The 22,107-nt window shown below is 36.3% G+C and carries 20 protein-coding genes; 10 read left to right on the top strand and 10 right to left on the bottom strand.

All coding sequences use genetic code 11. The annotated features are described in order from the left end of the window. Positions 1-20: 20 nt before the first annotated feature. From FGK96_RS10245 to FGK96_RS10235, 3 genes are read right to left on the bottom strand one after another with little or no spacing between them, the layout of a single operon-like run. A complete protein-coding gene (locus FGK96_RS10245) occupies positions 21-929 on the bottom strand; it encodes a DUF4097 family beta strand repeat-containing protein (protein WP_138083436.1) in 909 nt (302 codons plus the stop codon). Further along, positions 926-1,510: a DUF1700 domain-containing protein gene (locus tag FGK96_RS10240; protein WP_138083435.1), complete on the bottom strand. Its 585-nt coding sequence runs from the start codon at positions 1,508-1,510 to the stop codon at positions 926-928. Before FGK96_RS10240 ends, FGK96_RS10245 begins: the two co-directional genes overlap by 4 nt. Next, positions 1,497-1,823 (bottom strand): PadR family transcriptional regulator, encoded by a 327-nt coding sequence (locus FGK96_RS10235; RefSeq protein ID WP_138083434.1) that lies wholly within the window; start codon positions 1,821-1,823, stop codon positions 1,497-1,499. The genes FGK96_RS10240 and FGK96_RS10235 overlap by 14 nt, the downstream gene beginning before the upstream one ends. A 192-nt stretch (positions 1,824-2,015) precedes the next feature. On the opposite strand from FGK96_RS10235, the gene FGK96_RS10230 reads away from it, so the two are divergent. Further along, positions 2,016-2,627 (top strand): NUDIX hydrolase, encoded by a 612-nt coding sequence (locus FGK96_RS10230; protein ID WP_138083433.1) that lies wholly within the window; start codon positions 2,016-2,018, stop codon positions 2,625-2,627. 97 nt (positions 2,628-2,724) lie between these two features. On the opposite strand, the gene FGK96_RS10225 is transcribed toward FGK96_RS10230, so the two are convergent. Further along, on the bottom strand, positions 2,725-3,567 hold the full coding sequence (locus FGK96_RS10225; RefSeq protein ID WP_138083432.1) for a DUF368 domain-containing protein: 843 nt from the start codon (positions 3,565-3,567) through the stop codon (positions 2,725-2,727). Positions 3,568-3,765: 198 nt separating this feature from the next. Between FGK96_RS10225 and FGK96_RS10220 the strand changes: the two genes are divergently transcribed. Beyond that, on the top strand, positions 3,766-4,350 hold the full coding sequence (locus tag FGK96_RS10220) for a helix-turn-helix domain-containing protein (protein WP_138083431.1): 585 nt from the start codon (positions 3,766-3,768) through the stop codon (positions 4,348-4,350). Positions 4,351-4,378: 28 nt separating this feature from the next. Here FGK96_RS10220 and FGK96_RS10215 read toward each other — a convergent pair whose 3' ends face one another. The 4 genes from FGK96_RS10215 to rpmF all read right to left on the bottom strand — a co-directional run bounded on the left by FGK96_RS10215 (position 4,379) and on the right by rpmF (position 6,036). Beyond that, entirely contained in the window at positions 4,379-4,870 is a 492-nt protein-coding gene (locus tag FGK96_RS10215) for an NAD(+) diphosphatase (RefSeq protein WP_138083430.1), read from the bottom strand. A gap of 91 nt (positions 4,871-4,961) precedes the next feature. After that, a complete protein-coding gene (locus FGK96_RS10210) occupies positions 4,962-5,522 on the bottom strand; it encodes a GNAT family N-acetyltransferase (protein WP_138083429.1) in 561 nt (186 codons plus the stop codon). A gap of 166 nt (positions 5,523-5,688) precedes the next feature. Then, a complete protein-coding gene (gene rpmG, locus FGK96_RS10205) occupies positions 5,689-5,838 on the bottom strand; it encodes a 50S ribosomal protein L33 (RefSeq protein ID WP_002982147.1) in 150 nt (49 codons plus the stop codon). A gap of 15 nt (positions 5,839-5,853) precedes the next feature. Then, entirely contained in the window at positions 5,854-6,036 is a 183-nt protein-coding gene (gene rpmF, locus FGK96_RS10200; RefSeq protein WP_003085054.1) for a 50S ribosomal protein L32, read from the bottom strand. A 256-nt stretch (positions 6,037-6,292) separates the two neighbouring features. On the opposite strand from rpmF, the gene hisS reads away from it, so the two are divergent. The 5 genes from hisS to FGK96_RS10175 all read left to right on the top strand — a co-directional run bounded on the left by hisS (position 6,293) and on the right by FGK96_RS10175 (position 12,243). After that, positions 6,293-7,570, top strand: coding sequence for a histidine--tRNA ligase (gene hisS, locus FGK96_RS10195; RefSeq protein ID WP_138083428.1), 1,278 nt, complete (start codon positions 6,293-6,295; stop codon positions 7,568-7,570). A 146-nt stretch (positions 7,571-7,716) separates the two neighbouring features. Continuing rightward, complete coding sequence (gene aspS, locus FGK96_RS10190; RefSeq protein WP_138083427.1) at positions 7,717-9,465, top strand: aspartate--tRNA ligase; 1,749 nt, start codon at positions 7,717-7,719, stop codon at positions 9,463-9,465. Continuing rightward, on the top strand, positions 9,458-10,399 hold the full coding sequence (locus FGK96_RS10185) for a YitT family protein (protein WP_138083426.1): 942 nt from the start codon (positions 9,458-9,460) through the stop codon (positions 10,397-10,399). The genes aspS and FGK96_RS10185 overlap by 8 nt, the downstream gene beginning before the upstream one ends. A gap of 26 nt (positions 10,400-10,425) precedes the next feature. Then, positions 10,426-11,310 (top strand): YitT family protein, encoded by an 885-nt coding sequence (locus FGK96_RS10180; protein ID WP_138083425.1) that lies wholly within the window; start codon positions 10,426-10,428, stop codon positions 11,308-11,310. 51 nt (positions 11,311-11,361) lie between these two features. Further along, positions 11,362-12,243, top strand: coding sequence for a YitT family protein (locus FGK96_RS10175; protein WP_138083424.1), 882 nt, complete (start codon positions 11,362-11,364; stop codon positions 12,241-12,243). Positions 12,244-12,287: 44 nt separating this feature from the next. On the opposite strand, the gene argS is transcribed toward FGK96_RS10175, so the two are convergent. Continuing rightward, positions 12,288-13,976, bottom strand: a complete 1,689-nt coding sequence (argS, locus tag FGK96_RS10170; RefSeq protein ID WP_138083423.1) for an arginine--tRNA ligase — start codon at positions 13,974-13,976, stop codon at positions 12,288-12,290. Positions 13,977-14,263: 287 nt separating this feature from the next. Between argS and argR the strand changes: the two genes are divergently transcribed. Genes argR through mutS form a run of 3 tightly spaced genes read left to right on the top strand, consistent with a single transcriptional unit; the run spans position 14,264 to position 17,587 of the window. Next, the gene (argR, locus tag FGK96_RS10165; protein ID WP_138083422.1) at positions 14,264-14,701 is read left to right on the top strand and encodes an arginine repressor; all 438 of its coding nucleotides are present in this window, start codon (positions 14,264-14,266) and stop codon (positions 14,699-14,701) included. Continuing rightward, positions 14,698-15,051: a YlbF family regulator gene (locus FGK96_RS10160; protein WP_138083421.1), complete on the top strand. Its 354-nt coding sequence runs from the start codon at positions 14,698-14,700 to the stop codon at positions 15,049-15,051. Before argR ends, FGK96_RS10160 begins: the two co-directional genes overlap by 4 nt. Beyond that, entirely contained in the window at positions 15,038-17,587 is a 2,550-nt protein-coding gene (gene mutS, locus FGK96_RS10155) for a DNA mismatch repair protein MutS (protein ID WP_138083420.1), read from the top strand. The genes FGK96_RS10160 and mutS overlap by 14 nt, the downstream gene beginning before the upstream one ends. A gap of 528 nt (positions 17,588-18,115) precedes the next feature. On the opposite strand, the gene FGK96_RS10145 is transcribed toward mutS, so the two are convergent. Continuing rightward, on the bottom strand, positions 18,116-21,136 hold the full coding sequence (locus FGK96_RS10145) for a serum opacification factor (RefSeq protein ID WP_172601623.1): 3,021 nt from the start codon (positions 21,134-21,136) through the stop codon (positions 18,116-18,118). Between the last annotated feature and the right edge of the window lie 971 nt (positions 21,137-22,107).

Here is a 22,107-nt window from a genome sequence, read left to right as displayed (position 1 = left end):
TTTCAGGTCTCTTCATTTTGCTATTCTACTGTAATATCGCCGAGTTTATTAGTAACCTCTAGTTGATTTTGAGAATTTTCTTTTAAGTTAGCGGTTATATCGGAATTACCTGAATTTTTATTGGTTTTAAGTGCTAAATCATGATTTTTTAAGTGGATGTCAGCGTTACCCATATCTAATCTTAAACTGTTTTTATTGCTAAAGCCAACATCAGTAGCGGTAAAGTCACCAGCCTTCAATGTTAACTGTGAATTTGCAATACTTGAAGTTTCAAAATCTATATTTCCGGCATCAACATTTATTTTACTATTACTAACGTGGCTATCTGTAAATGTCATATCACCTGTATGAAGGGTTACTTGTCCATTCATTATCTTAGAAGAACCAACTGAAAAATTTCCGGATGATAGTAGGAAGTCAATCATTTGAATCTGACTATTTTCTATCTTTAATTCTCCAATTTTTAAATTTCCTTTGAGACTGCTGAGTTTATGACCTTTAGGAAGGGTAATTTGGATGGAATAGTCAGTTTTTATGCCAAAATAACTATTTTTTCCGATATTAGTGAGATTTCGCAAAGTTAAAAAGTTGATGATTGGTTTATTTTGAAAAACTTTAGATTTTTCGCTTATGGATAAGCTCTTTCCAGTCTGCTCAATCTTGATGGGGTATTTTTTATCGACATAATAGGTAATACTAGGTTTCTCTTGATTTCCAGTCTTTATGATAATATCTGAAACATTGCAGTTAAGTAAAAGGTGATCAAAATCTGCTACTTTTTTAGTTTGATAATGATTATTCTTTGAGGGATTTGTGTAGCTTGATAAATCTGACCAACCACCTCTAACATAGCCTAAACCTGCCAAGGTAAGTCCGGAAAGCAATAAACAAAGTGCTGTAATAAAGCTTATTTTTTTAAAAGTTTTCATACTGTTTGACCTCTCTTAATCATTTTCTGAATGAGGAGTGCCCCACCACGTATAAGGGCAGCACAAGCTTCAAATCCAAGCATTATAGCTAATAGAGAACCTCCAATCATCATCAGCCCCATACCGAAACTAAGAATTGTTGTATTGATAGAATTTGATAGGTAACTGAAACTGTCAAATAGGACATAACAACCATTTGCGAAAAATGAGATGCCTAGAATAATTAATGAAAAGATAATTACTGCGATGGCTACTATTATAGCGAACATTAGGGATAAGATAGCTAGAAAGATTGGTATAGCAGTCGGTGCTGCTAGGATTGACAAAATTGTTAACCAAATAATTTTAGCGTAGTGTTTTGGTCTCTTATCTTCGCTTTCAATTTTGTTTTCAAGTAAGCGTCCTATAATTTCACTGGCAGCTTCTTTAGGACTGCCAAGATCAGCGATTACTTTATCTTCATTTTCAGGACCAGCTTCGTCAAAGTATTCGGTAAAGTAATCCATTGCTTCTAGATAATCGTCTTCTGGCAATTTTCGGAGCTGATTTTGTAACTCTGTTAAATACTCAGTTCTTGTCATGGCGGAGACTCCCTTCTATAATTGCATCTAAATTTGCTTTGTAGTTTTCCCACTCTTCTTCAAGAAAAGCAAGTTGTGTTTGTCCTTCTGTAGTTAATTGATAGTACTTGCGTCGACGTCCTTGATGTTCTTGGCTATAGGTTCTAAGATACTCGGCCTTCTCCAGCTTTTTGAGGATGGGATAAAGGGTTGATTCCTTGATATTGGCGACCAGTTTGATATTTTGACTGATATCGTAGCCATAGGAATCCTGCTCTTTGACAATAGACAAGATTAAAAATTCAATCAAGGTAGCTGATACGGGAAAATACATACCATTACCTCCTTAATGAGTAAAAATTTTATATATAAATATTTTATATATAAAGTATAAGATAGAATTTAAAAGAAGTCAATAGATTATATGTAAAAATTTTATATATTTAAAAAACATAAAAAGCAATTTCTTGACCTCGGCTATTATTTTTTGTACCCTTGGAACATAAGAATGACAAAAAGGAATAATATGAAGAAAACAATTAAGGATTTGATTGAAGAATATAAGCCACAGCCCTTAGGCGAACAAAAACAGTATGCTGTTTTTTTACCTCTACTTTGGCAAAATGAAAAGTGGCATATTTTGTATGAGGTAAGGAGTCAACATATTTCACAGCCGGGTGAAGTATCATTTCCTGGTGGTCGAGTCGAAAGGAATGAATCTTATCAAACTGCTGCTATTAGAGAAACTGTGGAAGAATTAAACGTTTGTGCAGATAAAATTGATATCTGGGGTGAAATTGACTACATTGTACAGCCAAGGCGGACAATCCACTGTTTTGTCGGCCAATTACATTGTCAAGACTGGAAAGAATTAGCTTATAATGAAGAGGTTGACCACCTGTTTGTAGTTCCGTTAGATTGTTTACAGGAAATAAAGCCAGTTTATTATGAGTTGCCTCAAGGAGTTAAAGCAGACAATAATTTTCCTTTTGATCGGATTCGTAACGGACAAAAATATGCTTTTTCAAATCAGGTTGCACGCATTCCTTTCTATGAAGGTTTAGAGGAGATAATCTGGGGGATGACTGCTCAGTTTACAGATTGTTTCATTCAATTGATAAAAGATAATGAAAAATAATAGTATGATAGTAAGGGTTAGTTATTATTTTAGACATGGAAAATTAATGAGCTAGAATACAAAAAAAGTGTTGGATTTCCAACACTTTTTTGTGATACTATTTGTATTTGTCCTCTAATTTGCTCATCCATAGACCTAACCAAATACCAAGTCCGAATAGAAGCAAAGCCATACCCCAAGTAAATAATCCTGCTCCGCTATAATCAATAGCTTCGGGACTATGTGGAACAGGGATAAGTATCAGAAGGGTGCTAGACAAAATAATACCAATAATAAAATGATAAACGCGTGAATGGTGGTATTCTAGAGCAAAGTCCATTGCTTTTGAAAATCCAGCAATAGCTAAGATGCCACCAATTGCAATCGGAAGAAAGGTACCCAATAAATCAAGAGATTTAAAACCATTAAGCATCGGGGAGTATAGACCAAGTATCAGCAGTAGGTTTGATGGACTAAGACCAGGTACTAATACACCAAGGGCGATGAGAGCTCCAGCTAAAATAAAACTTAAGAAGTTAACAGGAATATTACCAACTAAATCGTTTAGGAAGTAAAGCAGTATTCCAGAAATTACAAAAGTCATTATAAGCCAAATACAATCAATTAAATCACGTTTAGATTGTTTGGTAGATTCCTTAATTAGACTAGGAAGAGTCCCGATAATTGCTCCAGCAAAGCCCCACAATATTGGAACTTGGAAATGTTTTAAGAGGTATTCTACAGGGAAGGAAAAGAGTGCAATACCTAAGATACCACCAATCCCGACGGGAAGAAAGAAAAGTACATTTTCCCAAAAATTCTCACGGATGTGGGCTAGAAAACGGATTAAGCGTTCATATATGCCTAAAATAGCTGCTAAGACGCCACCAGATACACCTGGTAAAATGAAGCCAAGAGCAATAATCATACCTTTTATAAGGCGATTTAAAATAGAAAACATTATTTCCTCCTTGGTAATGGTCCATTAATTGTACCATAAAGTTATTGCTAAATAAATTGGAGTCATTATCAAGGACCTTACAAGGGTGTAAAGTAAGAGTTGTTAGACAAATAAAAAAAAACAAATTATGGTTATGTCAAAGATATTTGATAGTCAAGAAAGCTCTACTAAGATAAACTTAAGCTGAAAGGAGAAAAGATGGAGTTAGGAAAAAAATTGAGTTCGTGCAGAAAAAAGGCAGGATTCTCACAAGAAGACTTAGCGGAAAAAATCTATGTTTCACGTCAAACAATTTCAAACTGGGAGAATGACAAATCTTATCCTGATATTCACAGTTTAATTGCTTTGGCCAATCTTTTCAATCTAAGTCTTGATCAGTTAGTAGAAGGAGATATTGATGAAATGAAAAAACTTGTTCAAAGTGATGACTTAAAACAGTTTAACCGAGATGGTTGGGCAATGACTCTCGGCTCACTAATCATGGCCCTAACAGCTTACCCACTTATCCATTTTTTAGGTAAAGTAGGTTTTGTTATTTTTATTTTTGAATGGTTTACAGTTATGGTCTTTGCCTTACGGATTGAAAAATTAAAAAAAGAAAATAGCATTCAAACTTATAAAGAAATTTTAGCTATTTATAGAGGACAAGCTTTAGATAAAAATGAAAGCATTGAGGAAAGAGCTAAGTATCCTTACCAAAAACCTATGATTGTCATAGGATTTACCATTGTTTTTTGTCTAATAATGGGTTTGACAATCTTATTAATAAATAGTCTTTTCTAAAAAGGAATAAGGTGCCCCTTGGAGCACCTTATTTTTTCATCTCTAAATAATGGTCTAAAAACTTAGCTGCCAAGCTATTTTGGAAGATGTGTTGTCGTGCTTCCTCAGGATAATACCAGTCGTAAGCATCTATCTCGTGATTAGCTTGAAAATCACTGTCGTCTTTGACAATTACTGTAAAGTTGCACATGAGAGTGTTTGAAGGCTCAAAGAATTGGCTTTTGTTAAAGGAGATTGACAAGCCTGTCAAGCCAGTTTCTTCTTTCAATTCCCGTAGGGCAGTCTCTTCAAGGTTTTCACCTTTACCAACGTAACCCGCCACGAGTATTTTTCGCGGGCGGCCATATTGTTGGATAAGGAGAATTTTATTATTGCTTTGATTGACCACAATTAAGCTAATTGCAGTGTTGAAACTTGGGAAACGAAATTGGTCACAAGTTTCACAAAAGGGAATTTGTCCCTCGTTTTCCAATTCTTTAGCAATGAGTTTTGTTCCGCATTCTTGGCAATGTTTTTGCATGAGTAACTTCCTTATATATTTTAAATGTCTTTGATTATTATAGCATGAAGGCATGACTGTAAAAAATAAGCCCCAAGGACTTCATGAATAGTTAGTCTAAGGGCTGTTCATGTAAATTCCTACTGTAAATGTCCTGGTCAACCCACTGACCATCTTCAAAGGCAAACTTAGGACGGCGACATTCATAGACAAAACCTAATTTTTCAGCCAATTGCTGTGAAGCTCTATTCCCCGGGGAAATCTGAGCTTCTAAGCGGTGAAAGCCCAGCTCCTTCCAGCTGGCCTCTACTAAAGCGGACAAAGCCTCGTAGGCAAAGCCTTTACGCCAGTGCTGGTTATGAATAAAATAGCCCAGTTCGCCCCACTGCATGTTGGTGCGAGCTAAGGTGGTGATATTAAGCATGCCGAGGTGCTGACCCTTCTTATCAAAAATAGCAAAGATATAGGTGTCATCCTTTTCCCAAAGCTCTTGATGCCGAGTCACTAACTGCTGAAACCACTTGAGGTCACAAACAGACATATCCAGCTGACCGTCGTCAAAAGCATGTTGTGAAACTTTACGTCCTTCAAAACCTTGATACCAGGCCTCATAATCCTCTGCAACAAGAGTACGAATAACTAAGCGGTCTGTTTCAATTTTAAATTTTTCCAAAAATAATCCTCTTTCTTAATAAAACTAATAGTTCCTGAGTCCATTTTGTTTAATATAAATTGCAATATATGCATAACTTCCTTGATTTTATTGCATTAATTATAGCATAATGAGCATAAAAAAAAAGTCCTTGAAAGTTATCTTTCAAGGACTTTAGTTGTTTCAATTATTTCACTTCTGTAAATGTTACGTGTTTACGTAATTTTGGTGAATATTTTTTCAATTGAAGTCGGTCTGGAGTGTTACGTTTGTTTTTTGAAGTAAGGTACAAGCGTTCACCAGATTCTTTGTGTTCAAGTGTAATATTTACGCGCATGGTATCTCCCTTCTATTATTTAGCTTCGTTAGCTTTAGCGATTTTACGTCCTTTGTAGTATCCTTTAAGTGATACGCGGTGAGAACGTGAGAAATCTCCAGTAGTTTCGTCGAATTGTACAGACGGAGCTGTTAATTTGTAATGTGTACGACGTTTATTCTTTTTAGCTTTTGACGTGTGACGTGCAGGTACTGCCATTGTTTCTATCCTCCGATTAAAATGTTGGGCATTGGAAATAAACTTTAAAGCTTATAGCCCAGAATACTTTTTGTGTCTATGGCTTTCGCCAACTTTAATATAGTAACATAACTTTTTTGTAAAGTAAAGTTACTTGACAAAAAAGTTTTTTTAGAGCTCTGCTCTATCCAAAAGGCTTAGAAAAATGCTAAAATAGGAGTGATTAGAATGCAGAAAGGAAGAGAGTGTTTTTGTAGACACTCAGGCACCAATTATTATGAAACTTCAAAAACCTAAAGGAACTCAGGACATTTTACCTGAAGAAGCTGCTAAGTGGCAATATGTTGAAGCTGTTGCGCGTGAAACATTTGAAAAATATAATTACGGGGAAATCAGGACTCCAATGTTTGAACACTATGAAGTCATTAGTCGCTCAGTCGGTGATACGACTGATATCGTGACTAAAGAAATGTATGATTTCCATGACAAGGGGGATCGTCATATTACGCTTCGTCCAGAAGGGACAGCCCCGGTAGTGCGTTCTTTTGTTGAGAATAAGCTTTTTGCACCAGAGGTTCAAAAACCAGTTAAGTTATATTATATTGGCTCAATGTTCCGTTACGAGCGTCCACAAGCAGGGCGTTTACGTGAGTTCCACCAGATTGGAGTAGAGTGTTTTGGTTCTGCCAATCCAGCCAGTGATGTGGAAACAATTGCTATGGCTAACCATCTTTTTGAAACGTTAGGAATTAAAGACATTACTTTACACATCAATAGTTTAGGGAATCCTACAAGTCGTGCGGCTTACCGTCAGGCTTTGATTGATTACTTGACACCTATGCGTGAGCAATTATCTAAGGACAGTCAACGACGTTTAGATGAAAATCCATTGCGGGTTTTGGATTCTAAAGAAAAAGAAGACAAAACAGCCGTTGAGAATGCACCATCAATTTTGGATTATTTAGATGAAGAAAGTCAGGCTCACTTTGAAGCTGTTAAAGCTATGTTAACTGACCTTGAAATCCCTTATGTTATTGATACCAATATGGTACGTGGCTTGGACTACTATAACCACACTATTTTTGAGTTCATGGCAACTGTAGATAAGTCGGAATTAACTATTTGTGCAGGTGGCCGTTATGACGGTCTGGTTAGCTACTTTGACGGACCGGAAACGCCAGGTTTTGGTTTCGGTCTTGGTCTTGAACGTCTTTTGCTTATTTTAGAAAAGCAGGGCATCACACTGCCAGTTGCATCTGAGATGGATGTTTACATCGCTGTCTTGGGAGATGCTGCCAACAGCAAAGCTTTAGCATTAGTGCAAGCTCTTCGTAAACAAGGGTTTAAAGCGGAACGGGATTATCTAGGCCGTAAAATCAAGGCCCAATTTAAATCAGCAGATAGCTTTAAAGCTAAAGTTATTATGACTTTAGGGGAAAGTGAAGTAGAAGCTGGTAAAGTCAGCCTTAAAAATAACCAAAGTCGTCAGGAAATTGAAGCTAGCTTTGAAGAAATAAGTAACGATTTCCCTAGGTTGTTGTCTAAATTAGTTTGATAAGTATTGAGGGTTTTTAGCCCTCTTTTTGATTGAGCTTTTTTGTGTTAATTACTGACTGGCTTTAATTCTCTTTAAATGGGTGGGGTTTTTAGATGGATTTTGTTATAATAGTAGAGACAAAAAAATATATCGGAGATAACTAGATGAAACGTAGCATGTATGCTGGACATGTTCGATCAGAACATATTGGACAAGAACTTACTTTAAAAGGTTGGGTTGGACGTCGTAGAGACTTGGGCGGCCTTATTTTTATTGATTTACGCGACCGTGAAGGTATTATGCAACTTGTTATTAATCCAGAGGAAACTAATGCTGATGTGGTAAAGAATGCAGAGGCTATTCGTAGTGAGTATGTCATTGAAGTTCAGGGTGTGGTTCAGGAGCGTCAACAGGCAAATAATCAATTGGCGACAGGTTCTGTCGAGCTAAAAGTTACTGAGTTAACTATTTTAAACACCTCTAAAACAACACCTTTTGAAATTAAAGATGCTGTTGAGGTCGGCGATGAGACTAGACTTCGTTATCGCTATTTAGATTTACGTCGCCCGGAAATGTTGGAAAACTTCAAGCTACGTGCTAAGGTAACACATTCAATTCGTAATTATTTAGATGATCTCGATTTCATTGATGTTGAAACGCCAATGCTAACCAAGTCCACACCAGAAGGTGCGCGTGACTACTTGGTACCAAGTAGGGTTAGCCAAGGGCATTTCTACGCTTTGCCACAAAGTCCGCAAATCACGAAGCAGCTACTAATGAATGCTGGTTTCGATCGTTATTACCAAATCGTTAAATGTTTCCGTGATGAGGATTTACGTGGTGATCGTCAACCAGAGTTTACACAAGTTGACTTGGAAACATCTTTCTTATCTGAACAGGAAATCCAAGACCTAGTTGAAGGTATGATTGCTAAGGTTATGAAAGACACTAAAGGTGTTGACATCAAGCTCCCTTTCCCTAGAATGTCTTATGACGATGCCATGAATTTCTACGGTTCTGACAAACCAGATACTCGCTTTGACATGCTCTTGCAAGATGTGACGCAACTTGTAAAAGATGTTGATTTTAAAGTTTTTTCAGAAGCTCCCGCAGTTAAAGCCATTGTTGTAAAAGATAGAGCAGATCAATTCTCACGTAAAGATATTGATAAACTAACTGAGTTTGCTAAGCAGTTTGGCGCAAAAGGCCTAGCCTGGGTGAAGAAGGTAGATGGCTTGCTAGCAGGCCCGGTTGCTAAGTTCTTAACGGAACTTGACAGCAGATTGACAGAATATTTACAGATAACTGACAATGACCTGATTTTATTTGTTGCTGATGAACTAGCCATTGCCAATAATACACTCGGTGCTCTGCGTAATCGCTTAGCCAAAGAACTTGGTTTAATTGATAACAAAAAATTTAATTTCCTTTGGGTTGTTGATTGGCCGATGTTTGAATGGTCAGAAGAAGAAGATCGTTATATGTCGGCGCATCATCCATTTACACTACCAACAGAAATATCTACTAAAGAACTGGAAGGTGATTTAGCCAAGGTTCGAGCTGTAGCTTATGATATTGTTTTAAATGGTTATGAACTTGGGGGTGGTAGCCTAAGGATTAATCATAGGGACATGCAAGAACGCATGTTTAAAGCTCTAGGTTTTACAAGAGAAGCTGCTAATGAACAATTTGGCTTCCTACTAGAGGCTATGGATTACGGATTCCCTCCACATGGTGGCTTAGCTATCGGTCTTGATCGTTTTGTAATGTTACTTGCTGGTAAAGATAATATTCGTGAGGTTATCGCTTTCCCTAAAAATAACAAAGCAAGTGATCCAATGACGCAGGCACCGAGCATAGTGTCAGACAAACAACTAGATGAATTAAGTCTTCAAGTAGAAAGTCATGATTAGAAAAACAACTTACAAGAAAAAAGTAAAATATGTTATTAGTCGCGGTGCTAAAAAAGTAGGGCTATTACATGCCCTGCGAAGCATTTCTAGGGAGAAATATGCAGAAAAAATTTCTGCTTCTATCTTATATGGGATTCTTTCCAGTATTGCTGTTAATTTATTTTTTCAACCGGGTCATGTCTATTCCAGTGGAGCAACAGGTTTAGCACAAGTTATTTCGGCGGTGAGTCATCGTACTTTAGGAATGTCACTGCCAATTTCACTTGTTTTTTATGTGATAAACCTTCCTTTACTAGTTTTAGCTTGGTATAAAATTGGACATAAATTTACAATTTTCACTTTTATAACTGTTACCATGTCCTCCTTCTTTATTCAGATTATCCCACAGTTGACACTGACAGAAGATCCATTAATAAATGCCATTTTTGGAGGACTTTTTATGGGGATTGGTGTCGGTTTTGGGTTAAAATCACGAATCTCAAGTGGAGGAACTGATATTGTTAGCTTAACTATCCGTAAGAAAACTGGCAAAGATGTGGGGCAGATCGCTCTAGTTCTTAATGCTGTTATTATGGTTTTTGCTGGGATTTTATTTGGTTGGCAATATGCACTTTATTCCATGGTAGCTATATTTGTTAGTACACGGATAACGGATGCTATATATACTAAGCAAAAGAAAATGCAAGCGATGATAGTAACTGAACAACCTGATAAGGTTATAAAAGCTATTCATAAAAAATTACATCGTGGAGTAACATGTATAAATGATGCTGAAGGGACCTATAAACATGTTCATAAGACTGTCCTTATTACCATATTGACTCAGGAGGAGTATATCGGCTTTAAGGGATTAATGTTAAAGACAGATCCAGATGCATTTATCTCTGTGGCCGAAAATGTTCGGATAATAGGCCGTTTTGTTGAAGATGATTAGTGTTTAGACTCACAAAGGAGGTTGGGATGCCATTTGACAGTAAACTTGAATTTAAAAAACTATCATACATCATTGGTGGATCAGCAGTATATGCTTTTGCCTTTGTTTATTTTTATATGGCAAATCGTATCGCAGCTAATGGGATGTCGGGGTTAACACTTGTCGGAAAGGCACTGTTTAATATTGATCCCATTATTTCAGGCTACCTCATCAACTTGCCACTAGTTTTTATCGGAGCTAAGTATTTTGGTAGAAGATCTACAGTTTATACTGTGACGGGTGTTTTATCCCTCTATTTTTTCGTTTGGATGTTTCAAAAAATACCACTCTTGATTGACCTTAATCATGATAAGTTAGTTATCTCTTTGATGGCGGGGATTATCGGAGGACTTGGTGGAGGCCTAGTTTTTCGTAGTGGAGGAACGATTGGCGGATCTGATATCATTGGTAAAGTTATTGAGACTAAGTTCGGTTTACAACTCAATCAAGCACTACTTGGAATTGATATTTTTGTTATGATTCTATCTTTGACTTACATTTCTATCCCAGATATGATGTATGCTCTAATAGCTAGTTTTATGTACGGAAGGATTGCTCATATTGTTCAAAATGGTGGTTATTCCGTTAGGGGAGCAATTATTGTTTCAGACTTTTCCGCTGAAATATCACAATTTATCATGGAAGAATTAGGTAGAGGAGTTACCTACTTGAATGGTGAAGGTGCTTATTCTGCTCGAGAGAAAAAAGTTATCTATGCTGCTCTGAGTAGAACAGATGTACGTGAGCTTAAAGACATGATAAGTGAAATTGATCCGAGAGCATTTGTTTCGATTTTTGATATGGATGAGATAAACAGTCCGGATTTCTTTATACCTAAGAAGAAAAAAAGAAAAAAGAAGATAGGTAACTAGTTTGCTTCTCAAAGAAGCAACTAGTTTTTTATCGATAGAGGAGGGAATGATATGACACAATTTCATATTTGGTTTGGACGCCTGAAAGCTTTGTTTGCGATTACGTTAGGCGTTGCCATTTATTCTTTTGGCTTTGTTAATTTTAATATGGCAAATAGACTTGCAGAAGGTGGAGTATCTGGACTGACATTAATGTTGCACGCATTAATGGGAGTGAACCCAGCCTTTTCTTCTTTGCTATTTAACATTCCGTTATTTATAGTAGGTGCCATGATATTTGGACGACGTTCCTTGGCTTTAACTATCTATGGAACGATAAGTATGTCTATTTTCATATGGTTTTGGCAGAAGGTACCGATTGCCTTGGGACTTGAGCATGATATGATGTTAGTAGCAGTCGTTGCTGGTTTATTTTCAGGTGTTGGGTGCGGATTGGTTTTCAGATATGGTGCCACAACAGGTGGAACTGATATTATTGGGCGTATAGCTGAAGAAAAGATGGGTATTAAGCTGGGTCAGACCTTACTTGCTATAGATGCTGTTATTTTGATAGCTTCTTTGACTTATATTGATTTGAAACAGATGCTTTATACCTTGGTTGCTAGCTTTGTTTTTAGTCAGGTCTTAACTATCGTTCAAAACGGTGGTTATACTATACGGGGAATGATCATTATTACAAAACATTCTAAAGCTGCAGCACATGCTATTTTAACAGAAATTAACCGAGGGGTTACCTATCTTAAAGGAGAAGGCGCCTACTCTGGTAATGAGTATAATGTTATGTATATTACTCTAAGTCCGAATGAAGTTAGAGATGTTAAGCGCATTCTAGCAGACTTGGATCCAGATGCCTTCATTTCAATTGTTGATGTTGATGAAGTCATTAGCTCTGATTTTAAAATTAGGCGTAAAAACTATGATAAGCCAGTTTAGCCACAAAAAAAGTTCTGTACTTAAGAGAGTACAGAACTTTTTTCTTACATTTTTTCTGGAGCTTGAACACCTAGAAGGCGAAGCGATTCTTTGAGGACGACCGCTGTAGAATAGCAAAGTGCTAGACGACTGTCACGTTCATCAGACTCATCAAGAATACGCGTATGGGCATAGTATTTGTTGAAAGCCTGCGCCAACTGGATAGCAAATTTTGCGATAATTGATGGATCGTATTTATCAGCCGCACGCTGAATGTTAGTAGCAAAGCTTTGAAGTAATTTAATAATCTCCCAAGATTCATCATCATTTAAGGAATAATCTTTGTTTAAGCCTGGTGTGAAGTTTGCCTTGCGTAGGATAGATTGAATACGAGCGTATGTGTATTGAACATAGGGACCAGTTTCACCTTCAAAAGAAACCATTGCTTCAAGGTCGAAATCATAGCCATTATCACGATCAGTTTTAAGATCGTAAAACTTCACTGCACCAACACCAACGGCATGCGCGACAGCCTCCTTATTTTCAAGATCTGGATTTTTAGATTCAATTTGGGTTAGGGCACGAGCAACAGCTTCATCAAGAGTTGGCTCAAGACGAATAATATTTCCTTTACGAGTAGATAGTTTTTTCTTGTTTTTTGTAACTAAGCCAAAGGAAACATGAATCATGTTATCTGCCCAGTCAAATCCCATCTCTTTTAGAACGGCTTTAAGTTGCTTAAAGTGGTGAGATTGTTCTTGTCCTACAACGTAGATGTTTTTAACAAAATTGAAGGTGCGTTGGCGATACATTGCTGTCGCCATATCACGCGTAATATAGAGAGTTGCTCCATCAGATTTTTTGATAAGAGCTGGTGGTAAATCATATTTTTCAAGGTCTACAATTTGGGCACCTTTAGACTCTTTAAGAAGATGTTTATCTTCAAGGATTTGAATACCTTCATCCATTTTATCATTGTAGAAAGCTTCACCATGGAAGTAGTCAAAAGTAACATCTAGTTTATCATAGATACGATTGAACTCAACAAGACTTTCATCGCGGAACCATTGCCATAAATCCCAAGCTTCTTTATCCCCGTCCTCAAGTTTTTTGAACCATTGACGAGCTTGTTCATCTAATTCAGGATTTTCTTCAGCTTCTGCATTGATTCTTACATAAAGTTTAAGAAGTTCATCGATTGGGTTAGCTTCAATAGCTGCTTGATCCCCCCAAAGTTTGTAGGCAACAATCAGCATTCCAAACTGTTTACCCCAGTCACCAAGATGGTTAATACGGATTGAGTTGTAACCAAGTTTAGAGTAAATGTGACCAATAGCGTCAGCAATGACAGTAGAACGTAAATGCCCAACTGAGAATGGCTTAGCAATGTTAGGGCTAGACATGTCTAATGTGATATTTTGGCCATCACCAATATGTTGTTGACCATAATCAGCTTTTTCTTCAATAACGGCGTGGAGCACATTTTTTGAAATCGCGGTTTTATCAAGGAAAAAGTTGATGTAAGGTCCAACTGCCATAACTTTTTCAAATTGACTTGAGTCGATTTTTTCGGCAAGCTCTGCAGCAATCATTTGAGGGGCTTTGCGTAGCACTTTAGCAAGACTAAAGGTAGGAAAAGCAATATCCCCCATGTCAGAATTTTTTGGCGTTTCAAGCAAATTATAGATAGTCTCTTGGTTCAATTCAGGAACCACTTTTGCAATCTCACTTGCAATCAATGATTTAGTATCCATCTTGTTTCTCCTAAAATAGTTTGTCAATCCATTTTAACACAATTTCTTAAAATAAACGAGAAATGATTTGATAAATTATACTGTCATTATATTTTATATAAAAATGTGATGAATCTAACACTTGCTTTTATTGTGAAAGTTTAAAATAAAAGGGTTAAGTAGATTTTAAAAGGTTTTTGGAACAAGAAAAATATGATAGTCAATAAAAATATAGGGTAAGATAATGAATTATTAAGTTTTTTTTGTTATAATTTGAAAGGATAATTATACAATTAGGGTGGAATCATATGAATAAAATTGAGCGTCAAAATCAGATCAAGCGAATTATTCAATCAGAACATATTGGTACGCAAGAAGAAATCAAAAATTTTCTCAGTAAAGAAGGAATTAGTGTTACTCAGGCAACCCTATCTCGTGACTTGAGAGAAATAGGTCTCTTAAAACTACGTAATGAAAAAGGAAAACTCTATTATAGTTTGTCAGAACCAGTTGTTTCTCCCTTTAGTCCAGATGTTCGTTACTACGTTTTAAAAGTTGATCGTGCTGGTTTTATGCTAGTTCTCCACACCAACCTAGGCGAAGCAGATGTCTTAGCAAATCTGATTGACAATGGTGATATTGATGAAATCATAGGTACGGTTGCAGGAGCGGACACGCTGCTAGTTATTTGTCGCAATGAAGATATTGCTGAGCGTTTTGAAAAAGATTTGGCTCTAAGTATATGACCCCATATGATACTTCCCTAAAGCAGTTATTAGATACCATTGAAAAACATCCTAGCGTACAAGCATACAAGCAGATTGATAATCAGATGAAGGAAAATCCTGAATTGACTGCCTTGGCCTTTGAAATGAAAAAGAATCAGCAAAAAGCTATTCTTTTTGATAAAATAGAGAAGAAGCAGGCAGCCGAACAGTCGCTGACCTTAGCTGAAAACTTAGAAGAAAATATTATAGATCAGCCCTTGGTAACAGAATACCGAGAGAAAATGCAAGATGCTAGTGACTTATTACAATACATTACAAAAACAATCGAAGAGAAAATAAATAAGGAGGTTAGGAATGACCAATCCTAAGATTTCTCCTGGAATGCAACAGTATCTGGACATCAAATCCAATTATCCAGATGCTTTTTTGCTTTTTAGGATGGGAGATTTTTACGAATTATTTTATGAAGATGCAGTAAAAGCAGCTCAGATACTAGAAATTGGTTTAACTAGTCGCAATAAAAATGCTGAAAACCCTATTCCCATGGCAGGAGTGCCCCATCACTCAGCTCAACAGTATATTGATGTTCTTATTGAAATGGGATATAAGGTTGCCATCGCTGAACAGATGGAAGACCCCAAAAAAGCAGTTGGGGTGGTCAAACGTGAAGTTGTTCAAGTGATTACACCAGGAACAGTAGTTGATTCTGCTAAACCAAGCACAGCTAACAACTTTTTAGTTGCTATTGACTATGATGGCCAGACTTATGGTTTGTCCTATATGGATTTGGCAACAGGAGAATTTTTTGTAACAAGTTTGGCTGATTTTACAAGCCTTAACAGTGAAATATTAAATTTAAAAACTAAAGAGGTTATCCTTGGTTTTGAATTGAATGACGATCAAGAAAAACAGTTAAAACAAGACAGTAATTTGCTCTTGTCCTATAGTGATGAGAGCTATGAAGATTCGGCTCTGCTAAATTCGCAACTAGCTCCGATTGAACTGAGAGTGGCGGGAAAATTATTAGCTTATGTTAATCAAACTCAAATGCGCGAACTCTCGCACCTGCAAAAAGTTAGCCATTACGAGATTAAAGATTATCTGCAGATGACTTATGCCACAAAAGCGAGCTTAGATTTGCTAGAAAATGCTCGTACAGGTAAGAAACATGGGAGTCTTTACTGGCTATTGGATGAGACGAAGACTGCTATGGGGATGCGTCTGTTACGAACTTGGATAGATCGTCCACTCATTCATCAGGCGGCCATTGAAAAAAGACAAAGGATTATTCAAACCTTTCTTGATAATTTTATCGAGCGGGCAGATTTAAGTGATAGTTTAAAAGGGGTCTATGATATTGAACGTTTGTCCAGTCGAGTTTCTTTTGGGAAGGTCAACCCCAAGGACCTCCTTCAATTAGGGCAGACATTAGCTCAAGTTCCTTATATTAAGGCTGTTTTAGAGTCTATGACCAGCGCAGACTTAGAAGAGTTGGTTGGTCAAATTGATGCCATTCCAGAACTAGAAAACCTTATCCGCTCAGCTATTGACCCAGATGCTCAAGCCACCATTAGTGAAGGTAATATTATAAGGACCGGCTTTGATGAGCGTTTGGATCACTATCGGAAGGTGATGAAAGAAGGAACCGGTTGGATTGCTGATATTGAAGGTAAGGAACGCCAAGCCAGTGGGATTAATAATCTAAAAATTGATTACAACAAAAAAGATGGCTACTATTTCCATGTGACGAATTCTAATCTATCACTAGTTCCTGATCATTTCTTTAGAAAAGCGACGCTGAAAAATTCAGAACGATATGGCACAGCAGAACTGGCTAAAATTGAAGGGCAGATGCTAGAGGCGCGTGAAGAATCAGCCCAGTTGGAGTATGACATTTTCATGAGGGTCCGAGCACAGGTGGAAACTTATATTGCACGATTACAAGCCTTAGCCAAGGCCATTGCAACCGTAGATGTCTTGCAAAGTTTAGCTCAAGTTGCAGAGCAGAATCACTACGTTTGCCCTCGCTTTAATCAAGATAAAGAGGTTAGTATCATAGATGGGCGTCACGCGGTCGTTGAAAAGGTAATGGGCGTGCGGGAGTATATTCCAAACAGTATTCGTTTAACAGAACAAGTTTCTATTCAATTAATCACCGGGCCAAATATGAGTGGGAAGTCGACCTATATGCGTCAGCTAGCTTTGACCATTATTATGGCTCAAATGGGATCCTATGTATCTGCGGAGCAGGCTAATCTTCCATTATTTGATGCTATCTTTACTCGGATAGGGGCTGCGGATGACTTGATTTCAGGTCAGTCTACTTTTATGGTGGAAATGATGGAAGCTAATCAAGCTATTCAGCGTGCTAGTCAAGACTCACTTATTCTATTTGATGAGCTGGGACGAGGAACAGCCACCTATGATGGGATGGCTTTAGCCCAATCAATCATTGAGCATATCCATAATCATGTGGGGGCTAAAACACTCTTTGCTACTCATTACCATGAGTTGACAACCCTGTCAAGTCAGTTACAAGGTTTACAAAATGTCCACGTGTCTACTTTGGAAAAAGGAGGAGAAGTAACCTTCTTACATAAAATTTCTGAAGGTCCTGCGGACAAGTCTTACGGAATTCATGTTGCTAAAATTGCAGGTCTCCCAGCGGGATTACTTTCAAGAGCAAGTCACATTTTAGAAAAACTAGAAGGTAATTCAAAAGGAGGGAGCTTAGCCCCTACTTCAACAAAAGTGGCTCAGGAGTTCAGTGATAGTCAACAACTTGACCTCTTTGCAAATGATTCTAAAGATGCTATTATTGACAGACTTAGAGCCACTGATATCATGAATCTTACTCCTATGGAAGCAATGACTGTTCTTTATGAGTTAAAGAAAGAATTATAAAAAACCAATTCAGAGGATTGGTTTTAGAACGTAGACAAATTCCTAAAAATAAAAAATTGAATAGACTTGCGTAAAATGACAAAATATTAAACTCTTAGAAATGTTGATTTCCCAATGTTTCTGAGAGTTTTTGATTTTCATAATAAAGAAAAATGATTGAAGAAATTGTCCAAAATGAACTTTTTCTTCAATCTGAAACCAATCCAGAGGATTGGTTTTTTGGGAGCTTGACAACCCTGTAAAGTGAGGATTTTAATCAAAGGCTTATATAATTTTTTGATAATGCATAAGTTAAGCTGAAAAGATGAGACTAATAGTGATTGACGGTTACTTTTTCGACGATAAGAAAACCCTCCTGTATTGACGGGAGGGTAAAGATTATAAGGACTTAGCCCTGCCAGGTAGGACTTCAGAGAGTGTAAATACCATATTTCCTCATGAATCTTTTATTATCTACTGTATACGATAGTGACTATTCAGGATGACTTGACGGTTAGATATCTGCAATTTTCCTTACATTATTATCTTTTAGTCAAGGTATTTGTCGTGACGTTTTTTGTTTAGAAGACCTGCTGCTCCAATGATTGCTAATGCTGTCATAGTAAAGAAGGCTTCACAGCTATTTTCCTTATCTCCAGTTTGAGGAAGTTGGTTGTCACTTGTAGCAGTAAGTATTGGAGGAACCTGGTCAGTTGTTTTATCTGTGATCTGAAGAAGATGGTTAACTTTTTCATTTTCTTCTAACATAGATATTTGGGAATCTTCATTATTATCTTTTTCACCGGTAGAATCCTGTGGAAGCTCGGCCTCACTATTAGGATCTTCATTATCGAAGTGAAGGATAAGGTTAGGATGTGTATCTTCTTCGATAACTGTCTCTTCATTTGATCCAGACATACCCACTTGAGTATCTTCTATACTATCTAAAAGGTCACTTTGGCTACCGACAATTAAATGATCACGTTCAGTGGCCAAATCTTCAGTAGTTGTTGTATAACTAGGCTGTTCAATTGTATCTGGTTGCGTATGATCTGTAATGACAATAGGAACACTTTGATTATTTAGGTCTTCACTTGCTGGTGTTTCAACCTTAGTTCCAATTTTAATGACTTCGTGACGAGGGTTCTTAGTGATTTTTAGCAGAAGCTTGCTATCTATCAATTTGTCACCAAGGTACGTATTTTGAAATTCTGATGTGATTGAACCATTTTCACCTTTTGTAACAAGGACCTTTTGCCCCTGTGGAAGCGTATTGTCAAGGAACTCTTGAGTCTTAAATGTCAAGATTTCATGTTTGGTTTCATTAACAATTTTCTTAACAAGCTTTTCTTTAGAATAGGTCAGAGTAACATCATCAAGTTTTTGCTTGTTAGCTTTTTGATCATTGATGGTATAAGAAATAGTGTTGGATATAATTTTTTCACTACGAGCTTCTTTACTATTCAGTAAAGAGAGGTCACGTTTTTTCCGAATATTGCCTTTAAATTTTTCTTTATCAATTTTCAACTTATAAGTCAGCATTAATGGTTGATTTTCCTCAAAAGCTTTCTTCAGCTCATCTCTAGAAATGGTCCAAGTGAGGCTTTCTTTTGTTGAGCTAGAGAACCAACCACCAGGATTAGCAGACTTGTGTTCAACAGTGTTTTTGGGTTTACTATTGCCAGTGAGCGAATGGAATTGCCAAGACTCTTTTTCAACATTAACCTTATCTGTAAATTCGTCTTTGATTGTAATGTTTTTCAGTATATCTTTGAATTTATCTGGATTATTAACATCTTTCAAAAAATCTTTGTTTTCAGACATTGACTTCAAGTAACTATCAAATTTCTTGTTACGTTTTTCCGAAGTCTCCTTTGCTTCTTTTGCTTTTGTATTTAAATATTTAGCATATGCTTCACTATGGTTATCGGTTTCATGTTGGTTGGTAACACGGTTAGGATCGGTGACATCAAAGGAATAGAAAGTGATACCTTCATCTCTTGCCAGTTTAGCTTCAGCTTGAGCAGAAAGGTTATGATTATAATAGATATACTCACGCTTGTAGAAGAGATATTCTAAAACCTTCAAGAGGGCATCTTTTTTGGCTTGATTATAATAATCGGTTAATGAAACTGCATCCAAAATGCTTTCAAACCAAGTTTTTGCACTTTCATTATCTTTTTTGAAAAATTTATCGAGATGGCCTGGAAGGCTGTTTTTGTAGGGCATATCTTTAGTTTTTCTCTCAGAAAAGCTATGATGATAGTAGCCTTCACCGATGCGTGTTTTATAATCAAATTGATTCTCATTTAATGCTTTAGAATCATATTCTTTAAGTGTAAGGTATTCTGTTAAACTGCCTCCTCCCAGTACGTTTCCTAACAGAACGCTTCCAATGCCAGCAGTATTAAGTAAGGTATCAATGTCAGATAGTCCGTTTACACCTAATTCCTTAGCCAATGTTGCAAATTGTTTAAGGTCCTTAATCATATCTGCATTTTGATTAGTATGGTTAAAGACAGGAAGCCAAGGAAAAAGAGGGTTAGAAGTTGTAATTTTTTCATTTACTCTGTTTTGCTTCACATGCTTATCATCGCTTTTATTCTTGATATCATAGCTAAAAGTCGCTTCTCCTTGAGAAAATAGGACAATATGTTGACGTTTACCAGATTGTTTTTCTTTGTTAAATATTTCTCTGGCTTTATGAATAGCTCCTTGTAGATCAACTCCCCAGTCATAATCCTCTTTGGCGTTTTTCCAAACTTGGTCAAGGGTATTATTGACATTTTCTGTTGTTAGTTCAATCGGATCATTAACTTTACGGTAAAAATTAATTAGACGTATTGAGTTGCGAGCATTGTGGGGGTGGGATTTATCGGTCAAAGTATTAACCAATTTTGTGATATTTTCTTTAGCAGTTTTAAAATCTTCCTGGGTCATCTTTTGTGAAGTATCTAAAAGAACAATCACTTCTGCCCCTTTATCGATTTCTTTGGGATTAAGGCTTAATGTAACGTTAAGAGTACCATCTTGATTGTCGATTACTTCGCGATGAATATTAAAAATGTCACGATTTTTACCGTCGCGGTTTTTGATAAGTTTATCAGTGCCCTCACCATCGGTAACTGTAAGATCTGATTGCTCATTATCTACCTTATAGGTAGCAACCTCAATGGTTTCAGATGTCACGTCTACCTTTTCCACATCGTTCGTAGCGCCTTGGGGTGACGTTGTTTCTGATGATTCTGTATTTGAAGTTACAGTGTTGTTCGAGTTGGATTGAGTAGAGGTGAGGGGTTGAGGCTCGTCTAAATTTTCTTTTGCTTTTTCCGTAGTTTCTAAAGAAGATGAGGTCACGTTATTTTCTGTCTTACTTACTTCTGCAGAATCGTTATTTAAAGAGTTGTTAGGCGTATCAATAGTGTTGCTCGCAGTTATTTGAGCTGAGTCAGTACTGTTACTATTAACACTCTCTTGCGCTGCTACTGCTGTTGTCATAAATACAGTTCCTACTGAAACGAGTCCAATCGACAGTTTCCTTAGTTTATACTTACGATTTATCATTTTCATTTATTCTCCCATTTTCCATTTTTTTCCAACTTAAGTAGTATACTCTAATTCTAATATTTTTTGAAAACCATTATTTTTGAAAATGAAGAATTTAGTAAATTTATTTTTTGGTAACCAATCAAATAAATAGATAGAAATATTATAATATAATTAATTTCGTAAACTCCTTAACAAAAGGATCTACCATGATAAAAAATAATTATAATCTAATTTTAAAATAATTATTTTAATAAAAAACAGCATATAAACACCTACAAAAAAAGTTCAAAAATTTTAAATTAAGTAAAATCCTTGATTTTTTATTAATTAAAAAATTATTATATGTGTTAAAAATGACTTTTTGATAATATTAATATTAATTTTTAGGTAAAATTAACTTGCTGTGACATAGCCTTTTAGAAAAATGGCATGTCGTAATCTTATTTTGAAACTCATTGATTTAACCATTTGACCTTAACAAACACTACTTTTTTAATTTCTAAATAGTTCAGCTGGATTAGGATATTGGTAAGTTATAAGATACTCTCTTAACTCTCTATGACGTCTGAAAACTGATAATGGGTTAATTTAAAGGTAAAAATAAAGGAAACGAATGGTTTAAATGATTTGATTAAGAAAAGCAGGTTAACTTAGTATGAGAACCTCCTTTATAAAAAATAGAGGAGGCAAGCTATATAACCATTCTATAACGTTACATAGCTGGACTTGGATACTATCACTAATACACTGGAACCATGTTGTTGCATTCTTGTAGTTGATATGGTTGTGATACATATTTTAAACAAAATGTATAGTGTGAATAAGGAGCGTTCCATACTCTTTAAAAAGGTATTTCTAGTTATTGTTCTGTGATAAAATTTTGGAAATATAGACTGTCAATTTTGTCAGCTACTAAGGTAAAGCAAGGTAAGATAAAGCTGTTAACAGTATTAGTAAACGCATCAACAACATTTTGTTCAAAGACTATTTTC

Origin of the sequence: Streptococcus porcinus (genome assembly GCF_901542335.1) — a bacterium.
Classification (GTDB): domain Bacteria; phylum Bacillota; class Bacilli; order Lactobacillales; family Streptococcaceae; genus Streptococcus; species Streptococcus porcinus_A.
This window is presented reverse-complemented; position numbering and strand designations above follow the sequence as displayed.